Here is a 14,334-nt window from a genome sequence, read left to right on the forward strand (position 1 = left end):
GGCGGGGAAGGCCGCCAACCGCCGCGTCGAAATCCGATGGAAGAAATGACATGGCTGGTGGAGCCCGCCGGAGTGTGAGGAATCTTCCCGGGTAACTATACCGTACGTACGGTATAGTTACCCGGGTGAGCGTGCATTGCAGACCGTCGCCGCAGAAACCGCTGACCGAACGGACCGAGCGGACATCCTGCCAGCCGAGCGCGGGACGGCGCTGGGCCGTGCTCGGCATCGTCAGCGTCGCCCTCTTCCTCATCTCGATCGACGGTTCGGTCCTCTTCACCGCCCTGCCCGTGCTGTCGAAGGACCTCGGGGCGACGGCCGGGCAGCAACTGTGGATCCTCAACGCCTACACGGTCGTCATGTCGGGCCTGCTCCTGGGCGCCGGCACACTCGGCGACAAGCTCGGCCACCGGCGGATGTTCCTCTTCGGGATGGCGGTGTTCGGCGTTGCCTCCCTCGCCTGCGCCCTCGCGTACTCCCCGGGGACGCTCATCGCGGCACGCGTTCTCCTGGCGGTCGGCGCAGCCCCGATGATGCCCGCGACCCTGGCGCTCATCCGCCTGACGTTCACCGACGCCCGCCAGCGCAACACGGCCATCGCCGTGTGGTCGATGGTCAGTGTGGTGGGCGCAGTCGTCGGACCCGTCGTCGGCGGGCTCCTGCTCGAGCACTTCCACTGGGGATCCGTGTTCCTCATCAACGTCCCCCTCATCGTCGCGGCGATCGCCCTCGGCGCCGCCGTCATCCCGCGAGACGAACCCGATCGGAGCCGGCCGTGGGACGCGGTCTCCAGCCTACTGGCCACGGTCGCGCTCGCCGCGGGCGTCCTCGCCGTCGAAGAGGCGGCGCGCGTCCCGCCGTCGTGGGCGAAGGTAGCCGCCGGCCTGGCGATCGCCGCGGTCCTCGGCGCGGCCTTCGTCCGCCGCCAGCGTCGCCTGGACGATCCCCTCCTGCCCCTCGACGTGTTCGCGATCCCCCGGTTCACGGCGGGCGTGGTCGCGGCGGTCGTCACCCTCGTGGCCGTCTCGGGACTCGGATTGGTCGTCGCTCAGCGCTTCCAGCTGGTCGCCGGGTACTCGCCGTTCCAGGCGGGCCTGCTCCTCGTGGTGCTCGCCGTGGGGGCTCTGCCCTCCAGCCTCGTCGGCGGGATGCTGCTCAACCGCATCGGCGAGAGGGCCCCGATCGTGTGGGGCTTCGCCGTCGGCGCCCTCGGCGCCTCCATCGCCCTGCTGGGCGTCGATTCGCCCGGGTGGTTCGTCGCCGGGCTCGTCGTCACGGGGATCGGCCTGGGGGCGCCTGCCTCCGTCGCGTCCTCGGCGATCGTCACGAGCGTTCCGGCCTCTCGGGCCGGCATGGCGTCCTCCGTGGAAGAAGTCTCCTACGAATTCGGCAACGTTCTGGCCACCGCCTTCTTCGGCGGCGGGATCCTCTTCGTCTACGGCCTGGCCGTCGACCTTCCCGCAGGGGCCCCCGCCGGGGCCGCCACGAGCCTGAACGAGGCCCTGCGGGTCAGCTCCGATCCGCGGGTGGTATCCGCCGCCATGGACGCCTATGACACGGCGTTCACGGTGGTCCTCGCCGCCGTCGCGCTCGTATGCCTGGTGGGCGCCTCGGTCGTCTCGCGGCTGCTGCGCGAAACAGCCCCCGGCGGTGCGGACGAGCCCGGAGGCGAGCGGTGAGATGAGGCCGTCGCAGCGGCAGGCGGCGATCAAGGCCGCCATCCGCGTGATCGAGGGCGGCGGGCTGTCCGGCCTGACGTTCGACGCCGTGGCGCGCGAGACCGGAATGACCAAGAGCGGGCTGGTCTACCACTTTCCCTCCAAGGAGGACATGCTCATGGCCTTGCACGAGCACCTCGCCTCCGCGTGGGAGGACAACTTGATCGAGGCCCTGGGCGTCCCCTACGAGGAGTCGACGCCCGACCAGCGCGCCGCCGCCTACGTGAGGACTCAGTCCCAGGCGATGAGCCGCGTCGAACTGCTCCTCATGATCGACGCGGCATCCCATCCCGAATACATCGCCCCATGGGCTGCCGTGACCAGCCGGTGGGCCACTCCGGTCGAGGGCGGCCAGGACGACGCCGGCTTCCGCAGGGCTATGGCGAACTTGGCCGCCGACGGCCTGTGGGTCTACGACATCCTCAACGCCCAGACCCTGCCCGCCGAGGTCCGCGAGGAGTTCGCCGAGCGGATAGCCCGCACCGTCGACGGCGCGGATGGCCGCGGCGGGTCGCCTGAGGTCGGTGAACCGCGCGGTTAGACGGCGGCCTCGCCTCCGATTCTCACCACCTGCCGTCCGACGACCCCCGTCGTGACGATCCTTCGCAGGGCGTCGTCCAGATCCTCGAAGTCGACGTCGGTGGCGATCGCATCCAGGGCCTCCCGGCTGAGCGAGGAGGCGAGGAGCTCCCACACGCGCTCGCGCAGCTCGGCGGCGGGGAAGGTGACCGTGACGCCCAGAAGGTTGATACCGCGCAGGATGAAGGGCAGAACCGTGGTGGTCAAGCGGTTGCCCCCTGCATTGCCGAAGGCCGCGATCGAGCCGCCCGGAGCCACGGTGCGCGTGAGCCAGGCGAGGGTGTCGCCGCCGACGGTGTCGACGGCGCCGGCCCACGTGCCGCGTTCCAGCGGCCGGGTGCCGCTCGTGTCGGGCCGCGGGGCGACGTTCGCGGCACCGAGATCGCGCAGGAGATCCTCGGCTTCGGGCTTGCCCGTCAGCGCCGTCACTTCGTAGCCCCTGGCGGCCAGCAGCGCCACGGCCAGGGATCCCGCTCCGCCGCTGGCTCCCGTCACGGCGATCGGCCCCGACTCCGGGGTCACTCCGGCGTCTTCGAGCTTGACGACGGCCATGGCGGACGTGACGCCCGCGGTGCCGATGGCGGCTGCCTGACGCGACGTGAAGGCCTCGGGCACCGCGACGACCCACGCCGCCGGCACTCGCAGATATTCGCAGTAGCCTCCGTTGTGCTGTTCGGACAGCGTCGCCCCCACGACGGCGACTACCGTGTCCGCGGGAACCCCGGACTTTCCCGGTTCGACGACGGTTCCGGCCGCGCAGCACCCGCCGACGAGGGGGAGGCGGCGGGCGATGGGGGCTCGCCCGGTCGCGGCGAGGCCGTCCTTGTAGTTGACCGAGGAATGGGTGACGCGAATGAGCACGTCACCTTCTCCGAGGTCTTCGAGTGGAATGCGCGTGTGGCGTCCGCGGACGCCTTCGTCGGTCTCGACGAGCTGATAGGCAGCGACTGTGGTGCTCATGCCCTAAGCATCTCAGGCCGTCGGGGAGAATGCCAGTCTCGATGGCCGTCGACGCGGGGCCGGGGGTTTCCTTTGCCTCGGTGACTCAGGAGGGCAAAGGAAATCCCCGGTGACTCGAGTGTCGGGGACAATGCGGGGCCGGACGGCGAGAGATCGTGGAGGGGCGGAGGCGATCCGCCCCTCCGTCGGTGCGTTCGGGACGAATGGCTGCGGGCGTATCGTCTGCTCTGCCGCGTCGATGCGGGCAGTGCGTTGGACGTTACCGGGCCGACGGCATCGGGCCGGTGCCCGAACCGTCAGGCCTTGTGCCTGCCCGCCTCCGAGCCGTCCTCGTCCTCGGGAGCGGGCTCGGCCGCCGTTTCCTCGGTGACGTCTTCCCAGTAGGCTTCGGCCCACGGATCCTCGACTGGCTGGCTGCGCTTCCACAGAAGGTAGGCTGCACCCACGGTACCTCCGATGAGGGCGAGCGTTCCTGTGAGTTTGCGCAGCCGCCGCTTTTTAGGCTTGGGCTCGGCCAGGGCGCGGGCGGCCGACTCCTGGATCGCATGGGCGCGGGTCTTGATGTCGCCGTCCGTCTCGCGGGCGGCCTGGGCGGCGGCGCGTGCCACTCGCTTGGCCTTGGGCAGGTACTCGTTGACGGTTTTGTCCTTGACCTCGGCGGCCCGAGCGGCGGCCTCCGCCGCTACGGGACGGATCTTCTCAGCGGCGTGCTCGACGCGAGGAGCAGCCCACTCCTTGCCCTGATGCGCCAGATCCTTGCCTTGCGCGGCGAGCTGCGTGGCCACTGGCCGGATCTTCTCAGCGGCGACCGCGGCGGCGGCGCCCGCCTGTGCCACGAGGTCCTGAGCCTGCGTGGTGGCCTTCCTCTTGTTCTTGGCCTTCTTGGAACAGCAGAACATCTGCGACCCTCCTTCTATGCCCGTTGGGAAACGGACCTCGAACCGTACCCTCACTATATTGCCGATTTTTCGTGGAAATGTCAGCTGGAACACCGCTGGAGGACCGTCGGCCCTGCGCGAAAGGCGGCGTCGCCCCGACGTTTCGAACGGATCGGCGTTGGCCTTTCACGGCTTTCCGGGACGTCGAGGACTCAGTTGGGGATGTCCGACATGCGATGCAGGGAGCGGGAAGACGTTCACCGGACCGGAAGAGGAAGGCGCTCATCAGGCCGGCGATCGCCTTTCCGGCGGTCAGCTCCACGGCGATGTGGCCGGGGCCGACGCTCCCGGCCCCGGCCACGTCAAGGCCGCCTCGTGCGGTGCGCTTACTTCGTGTAGCGCATCGCCGACTTCACCCAGAACTCGTCGGTGCCGCGGGTGGAGCGCTCAGCCTTGCCCTTCATCTGCGGCCCGTGCATCTCCAGCGTGTTGAACCGGGTGTGGGCGGAGTTGGCCCAGCCGTCGAAGATCGCGACGTGGCCGTTGGCGCCTTCGGTTCCGGGGCCGAAGTTGCCCACGATGTCGCCCGGACGGAGTTCGCTGAAGTTGATCTTCTTGAAGCCGTAGTTGGGCAGCGTCACCGTCGAAGCGCTGGTCTTCAGGTCGAATGCCATGGACACGAAGCCCGAGCAATCACGGCGGTACTTAACGCCGTTGCGGTCGGGGTGGTAGAGGTCCCAGTTGTAGAGGAGGCCGACGCTGATCCAGTCGTTGGCGCGGGCCTTGACCTTCTCGTAGGAGGACACCGGGTTCGAAGGCTTGGGTTGCGGCGGACTCGGCAGGGGGGTGTTCTCGGGGCAGGCGCCCAAGCCCTTCGCGTCCGGGATGCGCACGAAGGCCCGTGTGACGTACCCCGTCTTGCCCTGATAGGTGACCTTGGCCCACCAGTTGGAGGCGTAAGTGCCCTGGATGGCTTGGCCTTGCCGCTGGCATTGGACGTTGAGCTGGACGTCTTTGGAGATCGTGCCGATCTCCTGGTAGCTCGTTCCCGGGCCCGTTCTGATCGACAGGTCGCCTTCGGTCGAGAAACCGGAAACGTCTGCTTGGGCCGCGGGAATGGAGAGTGCGACTGCGCCCGCGGACGCGAGGGCGGCGACTCCCAGACCCGAGAGGAATCTGCGGTGAAGTGTGCTGGACAAGAGAGTCTCCTCTTCGAAACGGATTGTGTATATGTGTGTAGTTGCACCTGGAGAGCGGACGCGGTGGCGTTCACCGAACTCTCGAGGTATCCTTCCGATCCCCTCGGCCTGTTTCAGGCTACAGTCGGAACTCGTCGGAATGACGGGGAAAACGAGGGTAGTGTCACCCATGCCCGTCCAGCGGTGCGCCGTTCGGGCGCGTCATCCATTCGACTACGTCTCTCATCGAGCCTTCGTCGGCCCGCGGCGTAATCGCTTCCTCCGGGTATGGCTCCCGTGTGGGAGGATTGACCCATGGAAGCGACACTTCACACCAATCACGGTGACATCACCGTGGAGCTGTATCCGAATCACGCCCCGGAGACCGTGGCCAACTTCGTCGGGCTCGCCACCGGCAAGCGCGAATGGACGCACCCCAAGACGGGCGAGAAGACGAGTGACCCGCTCTACGACGGAGTCATCTTCCACCGGGTCATCCCGGGTTTCATGATCCAGGGAGGCGACCCGATCGGCATGGGGACCGGAGGCCCCGGTTACCAGTTCGACGACGAAATCCACCCCGAGCTCGCCTTCACCGAGCCCTATCTGCTCGCCATGGCCAATGCCGGAAAGTCCCGGGGCAGGGGCACGAACGGCTCCCAGTTCTTCATCACCGTCGCGCCCACCGAATGGCTGACCGGCAAGCACACGATTTTCGGCAAGGTGGCCGACGACCAGTCGAAAGCCGTCGTCGACGACATCGCCGCCGTGGCCACGGGACCGGGCGATCGCCCCGTCGAGGACGTCGTCATCGAGTCGGTCACGGTCACCGAGTGACCGCAAGATAATCGGCTTTCCGCAGGCGACGATGAGCATGCCAGGCCCCTCCCGCGGTGACGGACCCGCCTCCCGCTTCATCGCCTTCATAGCGCGCTTCGTGCGCTCGCTCGGTGAGAACCGGCAGAGGTCGCTGGTTACCAGGGTGCTCATCGCTGCCTGCGTCCTCCTGGCGTTGGCCGAACGGTTTTCCCAGGAGATCACGTATAGGTGCATCTTCACCCCCGCCCTGGCCGAGTCGCAGCCGTACCGATTCCTCACCTCGGCCTTCCTACACGCGGGATTCTGGCATATCGTGCTCAACATGTACGCCCTGTGGCTGCTGGGGTGCGTGCTCGAACCGATGCTCGGCCGCTGGCGGTTCCTCGCGCTCTACCTGCTCTCGGCCATAGGCGGCAACGTCGCCGTGCTCCTGACCGCTGACCCGCTCGGCTCTTCCTGGGGCATCGCGACGGTCGGCGCATCCGGCGCCGTCTTCGGTCTCCTCGGCGCTCTGGTCGTCGTCTACCGGATCATCGGCGCCGACATGACCAACCTCCTCGTGGTCATCGGGCTGAACGTCGCCATCAACTTCATCCCGAACACGAACATCTCCTGGCAGTCCCACATCGGCGGATTCGTCATGGGGGTTCTGCTCGTATTCGCGATGTCCCGTACGCGCACACTGGCACCCGTGTGGCGGACCGCCGCCGACGCCGCCGCGGTGTCCGCCGCTGTGCTCGCCGTGACGGCCGCCGTCATGTGGGGATACCGGGTCTAGGAGGAGAGGGGCACGCAGTCCCCGCGGCGCACCGCCCGAATGTTCGGGGGCGGCCCGTATCGCGTCGGCACGGCTCCGCGGGTTTCGTGCGCTCCCTCCCGCACGTGCATTCATCGGCCAGGCATGAGGCGCGGCGTCCCGCCGACAATCGGCGAATTACACGCGTGTAGTCTATCCACAGATTTGCCCACACATGTGGATGGGATCGAAGACGGCGGTGCGGAATGGCTTCGACGTGCGCGCAGGAACACGGGCGCCGAACGGAATCGTGGGTGGACCAGGTCTCGCCTGATCCACCCACGTCAGAAGCCCGGCCCTCACCGGTGCGGCCGCCGCCTCGGGCGGCTTGCCTGTGCCTCAAAGCTCGATGTGATCGAGCGCGTGTAGACGGTCGATCGGCGTGGAGACCACTTCGCGGGCGTGCACGACGGCGTCGACATCGGGTGCGTTGTAGAAGCACAGGCACTTGGCCATGTCTTCGCGCACATAGGTGCGTAGGAAGGTGACCTCGGGAACCTGCTCGTAGAGGGGGGATTTCTCGGCTTTACGGGCCAGATATGTATCCATGTCGATCGAAGCCGGGATGTCCCATTCGACGAGATATCCGGCCTCGGGGCGCACCGCCTTGATGTCGGCGAGCTCGGCGCCGACCAGGCGGACTTGCGCGGGTTCGCAGGCCTCCGCGGCGAGGTCGGACGTGGCGGCGACGACCCCTGCGGGATCGTCCGCTTCGAGGATGGCGAAGACCCGGCTCCGGTCGGCCGTCACCTGCGCTTCGATCAGTTCGGCCCCGTTGGCGCGAGCGTTATCCGCGAGGTCCGACATCAGGCTCCGTACATCGGTTGACGGGGTGAGTTCAACAAGGTAGAGCTTGGCCATGAGCGTTCCTTTCCGGTTCTTGGGGACGATGGGAGAGGCTCGAGGTGAGCGGTCGCCATGCCCTTTTGACTGACCGGTAGCCACCTTAGCCGCCCGAGAGAGTCGCCGCGCAGGGCGTCTCGCGCTTCGGACGTCGTGGGCTACTTCCATCCCATCGTCATCAGGAAGCCTGCCAGCATGAAGGCGAAGCCGATGAACAGATTTCCGTTTCCCAGCCCTTTTATCGGGAACTGGCCGTTGAAGACGTAGGCCAGCACGACGATGATCAGGCCGATGACCATGAGCGAGACCATGAGCGGAACCCACCACTTCGGCGAATGCGGGCTCTTGAATTTGACGGGCTCCTTCTCGCTCTTCTCGGACTTCGAAGCTTCCTGTTCGGCGATGCTACGTCTGGTTCCTTTGGCGGGATTGCCGGACTTCTTCTGGGCGTGGGGGTTCTTGTGGCCCTCCTTCTTGCGCTTCTTGGCCTTTCCGCCTTTGGCGCCCTTTCCGCCGTCGGCGTCATCCACCTCGGAGGGCTTGCCTTTTCCGCCCTTCTTCTCGCGTTCTTCGCGGCCTTTCTCTGCGGCCTTCGTCGATTCGCCGTCCTTCTCCGGATCGCCGCCTTCGCTGGACTCGCCGGCTTCGCCGTCGCCGGCGTCCGGGGTCTCCTCGTCGCGTGCTTGGTCGTCGGCGTGCTCGTCGGTGGTGTCGAGCTTCTCGGAGTCGGGCATCTCTTTCCTTCCGGGCTGGTGGTTCTCCGCCAAGCCTAGTCACTCGTGGGTATTCGCGCACGCGGGGCGCCGCCCGTGGACTTCGCAGCCGTTCGGTGCGGCGAGCGCTGCGGCGGGCCGGTTGCCGGGCGTTCCGAGCCGAGGGCTCCGACGCGAGTTCGCCTTCGATGCGCTCTGCGCCCCGATGGGACCGCATGGTCGAGCGGTGATGTTCGACACTCGCACACGGCGCGTGGCTCTCCCCGAGCGGAGCGCCCGAAGACGATGCGCGGTTTCCTCCGGAGACGAAAACCTACCAACGCTAGGGTAACGCTGCACGGACGGTACTGAGGGCAGGCCCGTTGCCGGTAGGGTTGTGCCATTGGATGAAAGGACTCACATGGCAGGACGCCACTCGTTGTCGGAGCGGGGGAATCCTTTGAAGGACGCCCTCCACGGCGACGCTCACGCACAGAAGTCCCAGCCTGTCGATCCCACGCAGGAATCGGGAGAAGCCACCGCCTGGCTTCCTGGATGGGAACGCCTCGATTCGGAGGCCGCGACTTCGGCCATCGCCGAAGCGGTAGGACTGGGCTCGACGAAGCACGCATCGTCGACCACGATCCAGAACGACATACCCGAAGGCCTCTGGGAGGGAGAGATAGCCCAGCGATCGTCGGCGGCCAGGAACAAGGCCAAGCACGCCCGCAATAATCCGAGCGTTCTGTCCCGCGTCGTCGGGGTGATCGGCGAACTGCTCATCACCGCCGGCTTCGTGATCGGCCTGTTCATCGTGTGGCAGGTGTGGTGGACCGACATCGAGGCGAACCGCGCGCAGCACAGCAAGGTGGAACAGCTCAAGGAAGGCTGGCAGAAGCCTCCCTCGAATTCGGGCACCGTCAAAATCGGCAAAGCTCGCACCGATCCGCCGCCGGCGGTCCCCCACACGACGACGGTCGGCACCGCCGAGGGCCTCATGCGCATTCCGCGATTCGGCAAGGATTACGCGCATACGATCGAGTACGGGACCAGCCTCAAACGGGTGCTGGACAAGGGCGCGTTCGGGCACTACGAGGGGACGGCCTTCCCCGGCGAAGTGGGGAATTTCGCCACAGCCGCGCACCGGCAGACGTACGGTGCGCCGATGAGGGACGTCGACGAACTCGAGGCCGGCGACCCGATCATCCTCGAAACCAAGGACGCCTACCTCGTCTACTACATGACGGAGAGCTCCATCGTCTCACCCGGCCAGGTCGACGTCATCGCGCCGGATCCGAAGAACCCGTCCAAGCCCCAGCAGAAGGCCACCGAACGCTACTTGACGATCACGACCTGCCACCCTCCGTTCGTGTCCAACGAACGCTGGATCGTCCATGCCAAGTTCAGCCACTGGGTCGACCGCAAGGACGGCATCCCGCAAGAGCTCGCCCAGAGCCAGAAGTGATAGGAGGAGACATGTACGCAGCGATTTGGCACCTGCTCCCAGGGCCGCGATGGCTCAAGTTCATCGAGAGCCTGGTCCTACTGTTCGCCGTGGTCGCGGGCCTGTTCCTGTGGGTGTTCCCCTGGGTCGCCAACACTTTCCCCGCCTTCGACAACACGGTGGGCTGACATGGCCCGCCTCCTGGTCATCGACAACTACGACAGCTTCGTCTACACGATCGTCGACTATCTGCGCCTGCTGGGCGCCTCGGCGACGGTTGTGCGCAACGACGTCGTCGATTTGGCTTCGATCCCCGCCTACGACGGCGTGCTCGTCTCGCCGGGACCAGGAACGCCCGCCAAGGCGGGGGCGTCCATGGCGGCCATCGCCGAATGCGCCGACTCGCACACGCCGATGCTCGGCGTGTGCCTGGGGCACCAGGCACTCGGCGAGGCCTTCGGGGCGACGGTTTCGCAAGCCCCGGAGCTTCGGCACGGCAAGACGTCCCTCATCGAGCACACCGGCATCGGCGTGTTCGACGGCCTGCCCTCACCCCTGCGGGTCACCCGCTACCACTCCCTGACGGTCGAGCCCGAAACCGTGGGGGGCGAGCTGGAGGTCACCGCCCGAACCCGGGACGGAGTGATCATGGGGCTTCAGCATGTGGACCTGCCCCTGTGGGGCGTCCAGTTCCACCCCGAGTCGGTCATAACGGAAGGCGGGCACCGGATGCTCGCGAACTGGCTGGTTCTGTGCGGCCAAGACGGCGCCCTGGCCGCCGCCGAGGGCAAGGCGCCGCTGCTGCGCAGGTAGCGGCGTTGCGAAGGTAGTGCGGCCAGTCATTCTGGCGCTCTGGCGCCGAATTGCGCGGCGGACGAAAGCTCGCCGCGCACAAGGTAGATCGATGGGTGATGGGTGGGGCAGCGGCGATCCGCTGCCCCACCCTCGCTGTCTGAGCTGCAGGCGTCAGTTGACGTTGTTGCCCTGAGCGCCGCCTCCTTGGCCATTGTTGTTGCCGCCCGAGCCGCCGCCGTTATCGCCACCGCCCGTGGGGGTCGGTTCGTGCTGCGTCGTCGGCGCGGTCGTAGGGGCCGCCGGCGTAGTGGTGGATCTCGGGTAGCTGGTCTGCTGCCTGCCGCCGCCGGTCGGGTTCGCTGGAGCGCCGCTGGGCTCCGTGCCGCCGCCGGTCGGGTTCGCCGGAGCGCTGGGCTCCGAAGTGTAGCGGCCGACCGTGATGGTGACCGTGTTCCCCGAGCGCCTCTGCACCAGAACTATGCCGTCTTGGCCCTGGCTCGACACCCGCTGGTAGACGACCGCGGGCTTGAAGCCAGCATTTCGGAGGTCGGATTGCGCCTGCTCGGATGTCTTGCCTATGACATCAGGAGTCTTGGTGCCTCCGGCGGCTATGTATAGGGTGACCTGGGAGCCGGATTCGGCGGTTTCGCCTGCGGCAGGCGACGTCTTGGCTACCGTGTTCTTCGCGACGTCCGACGAGTTGATGGTCGTGACGTTGCCGGTCTTCAATCCGACCTTCTCGAGTGCAGCCGTCGCCTTCTCCTGGGTCATGCCGGTGACGTCGGGTACCGTGACCTGCGCCGAGGGCCCCGAGGAGAAATGGACGGTGACCGTCTTGCCCTTTTCGAGGGACGAGCCGGGCTTAGGAGACGAGGAGACGAAAAGCCCCTTCTTGACGCTCGAGGAAGCCTGATCGTCTCCCTTGCTGAACTTGAAGCCCGCTTTCTCCACAGTGGCCTTGGCGCGGGATTCGTCCATCTCCGCCATAGTGGGGACTTTGGCGGTCGAGGAGTCTCCGCCGCCCATGTTCATCGCTATGGCGACGGCGACGCCGGCGATGGCCAGGAAGGCCACCCCCAGCCAGACCATGAGCCGGTTCTTGCGCCGGACTTTTTCGCTGGAGGCGACGGCGGGCTGAACGCCCGTCGCCGTCGTAGCCGAAGTGGCCGCAGATGAGGGAGGGTAGTACTCCTGAGCCGACGCCACCTGCGTGCCGCCGGGCGGCACGACCGGCGCGGAGTCCCACGCCGTGGCGGCGGGGGCGTTGACCCCTTCCCCCCGTGCGGCCGCCAGAAGATCGTTGCGGAACTCGGCCGCGTTCTGGTAGCGGTCCTCGCGGCGCTTGGCCAGCGACTTCATCACGACCCGGTCGATCTCCTCGGAGATCTCGGGATGGACCTCCGAGGCCAGCTTCGGGGTCTCCGAGACGTGCTGATACGCCACCGCCACAGCGGAATCGCCCGTGAAGGGCGGCTTGCCGGTGAGCAGCTCGTACAGCAGGCATCCGGTCGAGTACAAGTCCGAGCGGGTGTCGACCACCTCGCCCCTGGCCTGCTCGGGGGACAGGTACTGGGCCGTGCCGACCACCGAGTTCGTCTGCGTCATCGTCGCAGCCGAATCCGCGATGGCGCGGGCGATTCCGAAGTCCATCACCTTGATCTTGCCGTCCGGCGTGATCATGACGTTGCCGGGTTTGATGTCCCGATGGATGATGCCTTCGTGGTGAGAGTACTCCAGCGCGGAGAGCACCCCGACGACGATCTGGACGGCGTCGTTGAGCGGCACGGGCTCACCGTCGCTCAACAACGCCGCGACGGTGCGCCCCCGCACGTACTCCATGACGATGTACGGCAGGGAGATCTGCTGGCCCGTCGGGGTGTCCATGGTTTCTTCGCCGGTGTCGTAGACGGAGACGATCGACGGATGGTTCAGTGCTGCGGCCGACTGGGCTTCACGACGGAAGCGAGCGAGGAACATCGGGTCTGCAGCCAGATCCGTTCGCAGTACCTTGATGGCGACCGTGCGAGACAACCGGGTGTCGTAACCCAGGTGGACCTGCGCCATACCGCCACGGCCGATGAGATCGCCTATCTCGTAGCGGTTGCCCAAGACACGGGGAACGTTGCTCACGTCTGTCACCTGTCCCTCGTGTCGAACGTGTCGTATTGCGTGCTCATGACACTCCCAACTTGGCTTTCATTACCTCCCGGGCAATAGGGGCGGCCACGGACCCGCCGTCGCCATTCCATCCCGCATTGCCAGAATTCTCAACGATCACGGCCACGACGATCTTGGGATCGTTGGCCGGTGCGAAGCCAACGAACCACACGTGAGGTGGAGTCGAGGCGCTGATCTCCGCCGTACCCGTCTTACCCGCTACTGACACTCCTCTGATGGCGGCGCGGTGTCCAGTCCCCGAAGTGACGTCGGCAACCATCATCTCCTGCATGTACTTCGCCGTCTTATCGCTCATCGCCCTGCTGAATTGCTTGGGCTTCGTTTTAGAGACGGTCTCCAAATCGGACGTGAGAGTTCGTTTGATGACGTGGGGCTCCATGACGACTCCGTCGTTCGCGATCCCTCCGCCGATCATCGCCATCTGCAGGGGGGTGACCCGGATGTCGCGTTGCCCGAAACTGTCCATCGCCAGCGCCGCGGTCGAACCCGGCTTCGGGAAGCGCGAGGCGAGAACCCGTTGCGGTGTCTCGAAAGTAGTGCCGAACCCGAATTTCTTCCCCTGCTCGACCATCTTGTCCGCGCCCACGGAGACCCCGCCCTTGGCGAACGGCGTGTTGCACGACTCGATGAAGGCCTCGCGCAGGGTTACCCGGCCCGAGCCGTCGCCGCAGGGACGCTCGCCCGGGTTCTGGATCGAGTGCGACGTCCCGGGAGGCGTGTAGCTGTTCGGCGCATCGACGGTCGAATCCGGCGTGAGGCCGGAGTTCTCCAGCATGGCCGTAGCCGTGAGCATCTTGAACGTCGAGCCGGGGGCGTACTGTTCGCCCGCGATGGCCCGGTTGATCAGGGGCTTCTCCTTGTTCTGCGCGAGCTTGTTCCAGGCCTTCTGGACCGACTCCCGGTCGTGGGAGGCCAGCTTGTTGGGATCGTAGCTGGGAAGGGAGACTTGCGCGAGGATCGCCCCCGTCTTCGGATCGAGGGCGACGACCGAGCCCCGCTGGCCGTTGAGGGCTTTGACCGCGGCCTTCTGCGTGGCCGGGTCGATCGTCAGCTCCACTCCGCCGCCGCGCTGTTCCTCCCCGGAGATGAGCTCCTGGAAACGCTGAGACGCTAGGGAATCCGACGAACCGGCGAGCACGCCGTTCTCGGCCTTCTCGATTCCGGTCGTCGAGTTGAAGACCGTCGACATGTACCCGGTGACGTGGGCGTAGGTCGACCCGTCCTTGTACTTGCGCTGGAACTTGTGGTGATCCTTTTCGTCTTTGGAGGGGGAGGAGGAGACGATATCGTCTCCGTTCACGATGATCGGTCCTCTCTTCACCTTGTACTGGCGGTACATCGACCGCACGTTGCGTGAATCCGCGTTGAGGGAGGGCGCCTGGAAGAACTGGATGTACGTCGCCATCGCCATGAGGGAGAGGAACATGGCGAAGACGAGTGTTGCAAGCAAACGA

At 66.6% G+C, this 14,334-nt stretch carries 14 protein-coding genes; 7 read left to right on the top strand and 7 right to left on the bottom strand.

Features of this window, described 5'->3' with window-relative positions:
- Nucleotides 1–131: 131 nt before the first annotated feature.
- Complete coding sequence (locus HMPREF0043_RS00330; RefSeq protein ID WP_232205955.1) at nt 132–1,679, top strand: MFS transporter; 1,548 nt, start codon at nt 132–134, stop codon at nt 1,677–1,679.
- A gap of 1 nt (nt 1,680) precedes the next feature.
- The gene (locus HMPREF0043_RS00335) at nt 1,681–2,259 is read left to right on the top strand and encodes a TetR/AcrR family transcriptional regulator (protein ID WP_040317445.1); all 579 of its coding nucleotides are present in this window, start codon (nt 1,681–1,683) and stop codon (nt 2,257–2,259) included.
- On the opposite strand, the gene HMPREF0043_RS00340 is transcribed toward HMPREF0043_RS00335, so the two are convergent.
- The 3 genes from HMPREF0043_RS00340 to HMPREF0043_RS09990 all read right to left on the bottom strand — a co-directional run bounded on the left by HMPREF0043_RS00340 (nt 2,256) and on the right by HMPREF0043_RS09990 (nt 5,334).
- Nucleotides 2,256–3,257: a YhdH/YhfP family quinone oxidoreductase gene (locus tag HMPREF0043_RS00340; protein ID WP_021600733.1), complete on the bottom strand. Its 1,002-nt coding sequence runs from the start codon at nt 3,255–3,257 to the stop codon at nt 2,256–2,258. The genes HMPREF0043_RS00335 and HMPREF0043_RS00340 overlap by 4 nt on opposite strands.
- Nucleotides 3,258–3,553: 296 nt before the next feature.
- A complete protein-coding gene (locus HMPREF0043_RS09985) occupies nt 3,554–4,156 on the bottom strand; it encodes a hypothetical protein (protein WP_021600734.1) in 603 nt (200 codons plus the stop codon).
- A gap of 365 nt (nt 4,157–4,521) precedes the next feature.
- Nucleotides 4,522–5,334, bottom strand: a complete 813-nt coding sequence (locus HMPREF0043_RS09990; protein WP_051317347.1) for an SH3 domain-containing protein — start codon at nt 5,332–5,334, stop codon at nt 4,522–4,524.
- A gap of 294 nt (nt 5,335–5,628) precedes the next feature.
- On the opposite strand from HMPREF0043_RS09990, the gene HMPREF0043_RS00355 reads away from it, so the two are divergent.
- Together HMPREF0043_RS00355 and HMPREF0043_RS00360 are read left to right on the top strand one after the other, a co-directional pair.
- A complete protein-coding gene (locus HMPREF0043_RS00355; RefSeq protein ID WP_021600737.1) occupies nt 5,629–6,150 on the top strand; it encodes a peptidylprolyl isomerase in 522 nt (173 codons plus the stop codon).
- Between the two features lie 31 nt (nt 6,151–6,181).
- A complete protein-coding gene (locus HMPREF0043_RS00360; protein WP_021600738.1) occupies nt 6,182–6,910 on the top strand; it encodes a rhomboid family intramembrane serine protease in 729 nt (242 codons plus the stop codon).
- A gap of 357 nt (nt 6,911–7,267) precedes the next feature.
- Here HMPREF0043_RS00360 and HMPREF0043_RS00365 read toward each other — a convergent pair whose 3' ends face one another.
- Both HMPREF0043_RS00365 and HMPREF0043_RS10425 read right to left on the bottom strand, forming a co-directional pair.
- Entirely contained in the window at nt 7,268–7,789 is a 522-nt protein-coding gene (locus tag HMPREF0043_RS00365) for a nickel-binding protein (RefSeq protein WP_021600739.1), read from the bottom strand.
- 140 nt (nt 7,790–7,929) lie between these two features.
- Nucleotides 7,930–8,505, bottom strand: a complete 576-nt coding sequence (locus HMPREF0043_RS10425) for a cell division protein CrgA (RefSeq protein WP_021600740.1) — start codon at nt 8,503–8,505, stop codon at nt 7,930–7,932.
- A gap of 379 nt (nt 8,506–8,884) precedes the next feature.
- Between HMPREF0043_RS10425 and HMPREF0043_RS00375 the strand changes: the two genes are divergently transcribed.
- The 3 genes from HMPREF0043_RS00375 to HMPREF0043_RS00385 are packed head-to-tail and all read left to right on the top strand — an operon-like array spanning nt 8,885 to nt 10,720.
- On the top strand, nt 8,885–9,928 hold the full coding sequence (locus HMPREF0043_RS00375; RefSeq protein WP_084431867.1) for a class E sortase: 1,044 nt from the start codon (nt 8,885–8,887) through the stop codon (nt 9,926–9,928).
- An 11-nt stretch (nt 9,929–9,939) separates the two neighbouring features.
- On the top strand, nt 9,940–10,095 hold the full coding sequence (locus tag HMPREF0043_RS11315; RefSeq protein WP_021600743.1) for a hypothetical protein: 156 nt from the start codon (nt 9,940–9,942) through the stop codon (nt 10,093–10,095).
- Nucleotide 10,096: 1 nt separating this feature from the next.
- Nucleotides 10,097–10,720 carry an anthranilate synthase component II gene (locus HMPREF0043_RS00385; protein ID WP_021600744.1) on the top strand — a complete coding sequence of 208 codons (624 nt, stop codon included), beginning with the start codon at nt 10,097–10,099 and terminating at the stop codon, nt 10,718–10,720.
- 153 nt (nt 10,721–10,873) lie between these two features.
- Here HMPREF0043_RS00385 and pknB read toward each other — a convergent pair whose 3' ends face one another.
- Complete coding sequence (pknB, locus tag HMPREF0043_RS00390; RefSeq protein WP_084431870.1) at nt 10,874–12,832, bottom strand: Stk1 family PASTA domain-containing Ser/Thr kinase; 1,959 nt, start codon at nt 12,830–12,832, stop codon at nt 10,874–10,876.
- 43 nt (nt 12,833–12,875) lie between these two features.
- Complete coding sequence (locus tag HMPREF0043_RS00395) at nt 12,876–14,330, bottom strand: peptidoglycan D,D-transpeptidase FtsI family protein (protein WP_232205956.1); 1,455 nt, start codon at nt 14,328–14,330, stop codon at nt 12,876–12,878.
- Between the last annotated feature and the right edge of the window lie 4 nt (nt 14,331–14,334).

This window comes from Actinobaculum sp. oral taxon 183 str. F0552 (genome assembly GCF_000466165.1).
In the GTDB taxonomy this organism is placed as follows: domain Bacteria; phylum Actinomycetota; class Actinomycetes; order Actinomycetales; family Actinomycetaceae; genus Peptidiphaga.

Excerpts from the sequence above, each read along its gene's own strand:
- HMPREF0043_RS11315 (WP_021600743.1), top strand. The coding sequence starts at position 9,940 with ATGTACGCAGCGATTTGGCACCTGCTCCCAGGGCCGCGATGGCTCAAG.
- HMPREF0043_RS00355 (WP_021600737.1), top strand. The coding sequence starts at position 5,629 with ATGGAAGCGACACTTCACACCAATCACGGTGACATCACCGTGGAGCTG.
- HMPREF0043_RS10425 (WP_021600740.1), bottom strand. The coding sequence starts at position 8,505 with ATGCCCGACTCCGAGAAGCTCGACACCACCGACGAGCACGCCGACGAC.
- HMPREF0043_RS00340 (WP_021600733.1), bottom strand. The coding sequence starts at position 3,257 with ATGAGCACCACAGTCGCTGCCTATCAGCTCGTCGAGACCGACGAAGGC.
- HMPREF0043_RS00375 (WP_084431867.1), top strand. The coding sequence starts at position 8,885 with ATGGCAGGACGCCACTCGTTGTCGGAGCGGGGGAATCCTTTGAAGGAC.
- HMPREF0043_RS00360 (WP_021600738.1), top strand. The coding sequence starts at position 6,182 with ATGAGCATGCCAGGCCCCTCCCGCGGTGACGGACCCGCCTCCCGCTTC.
- HMPREF0043_RS00385 (WP_021600744.1), top strand. The coding sequence starts at position 10,097 with ATGGCCCGCCTCCTGGTCATCGACAACTACGACAGCTTCGTCTACACG.
- HMPREF0043_RS00365 (WP_021600739.1), bottom strand. The coding sequence starts at position 7,789 with ATGGCCAAGCTCTACCTTGTTGAACTCACCCCGTCAACCGATGTACGG.
- HMPREF0043_RS09985 (WP_021600734.1), bottom strand. The coding sequence starts at position 4,156 with ATGTTCTGCTGTTCCAAGAAGGCCAAGAACAAGAGGAAGGCCACCACG.
- HMPREF0043_RS00335 (WP_040317445.1), top strand. The coding sequence starts at position 1,681 with ATGAGGCCGTCGCAGCGGCAGGCGGCGATCAAGGCCGCCATCCGCGTG.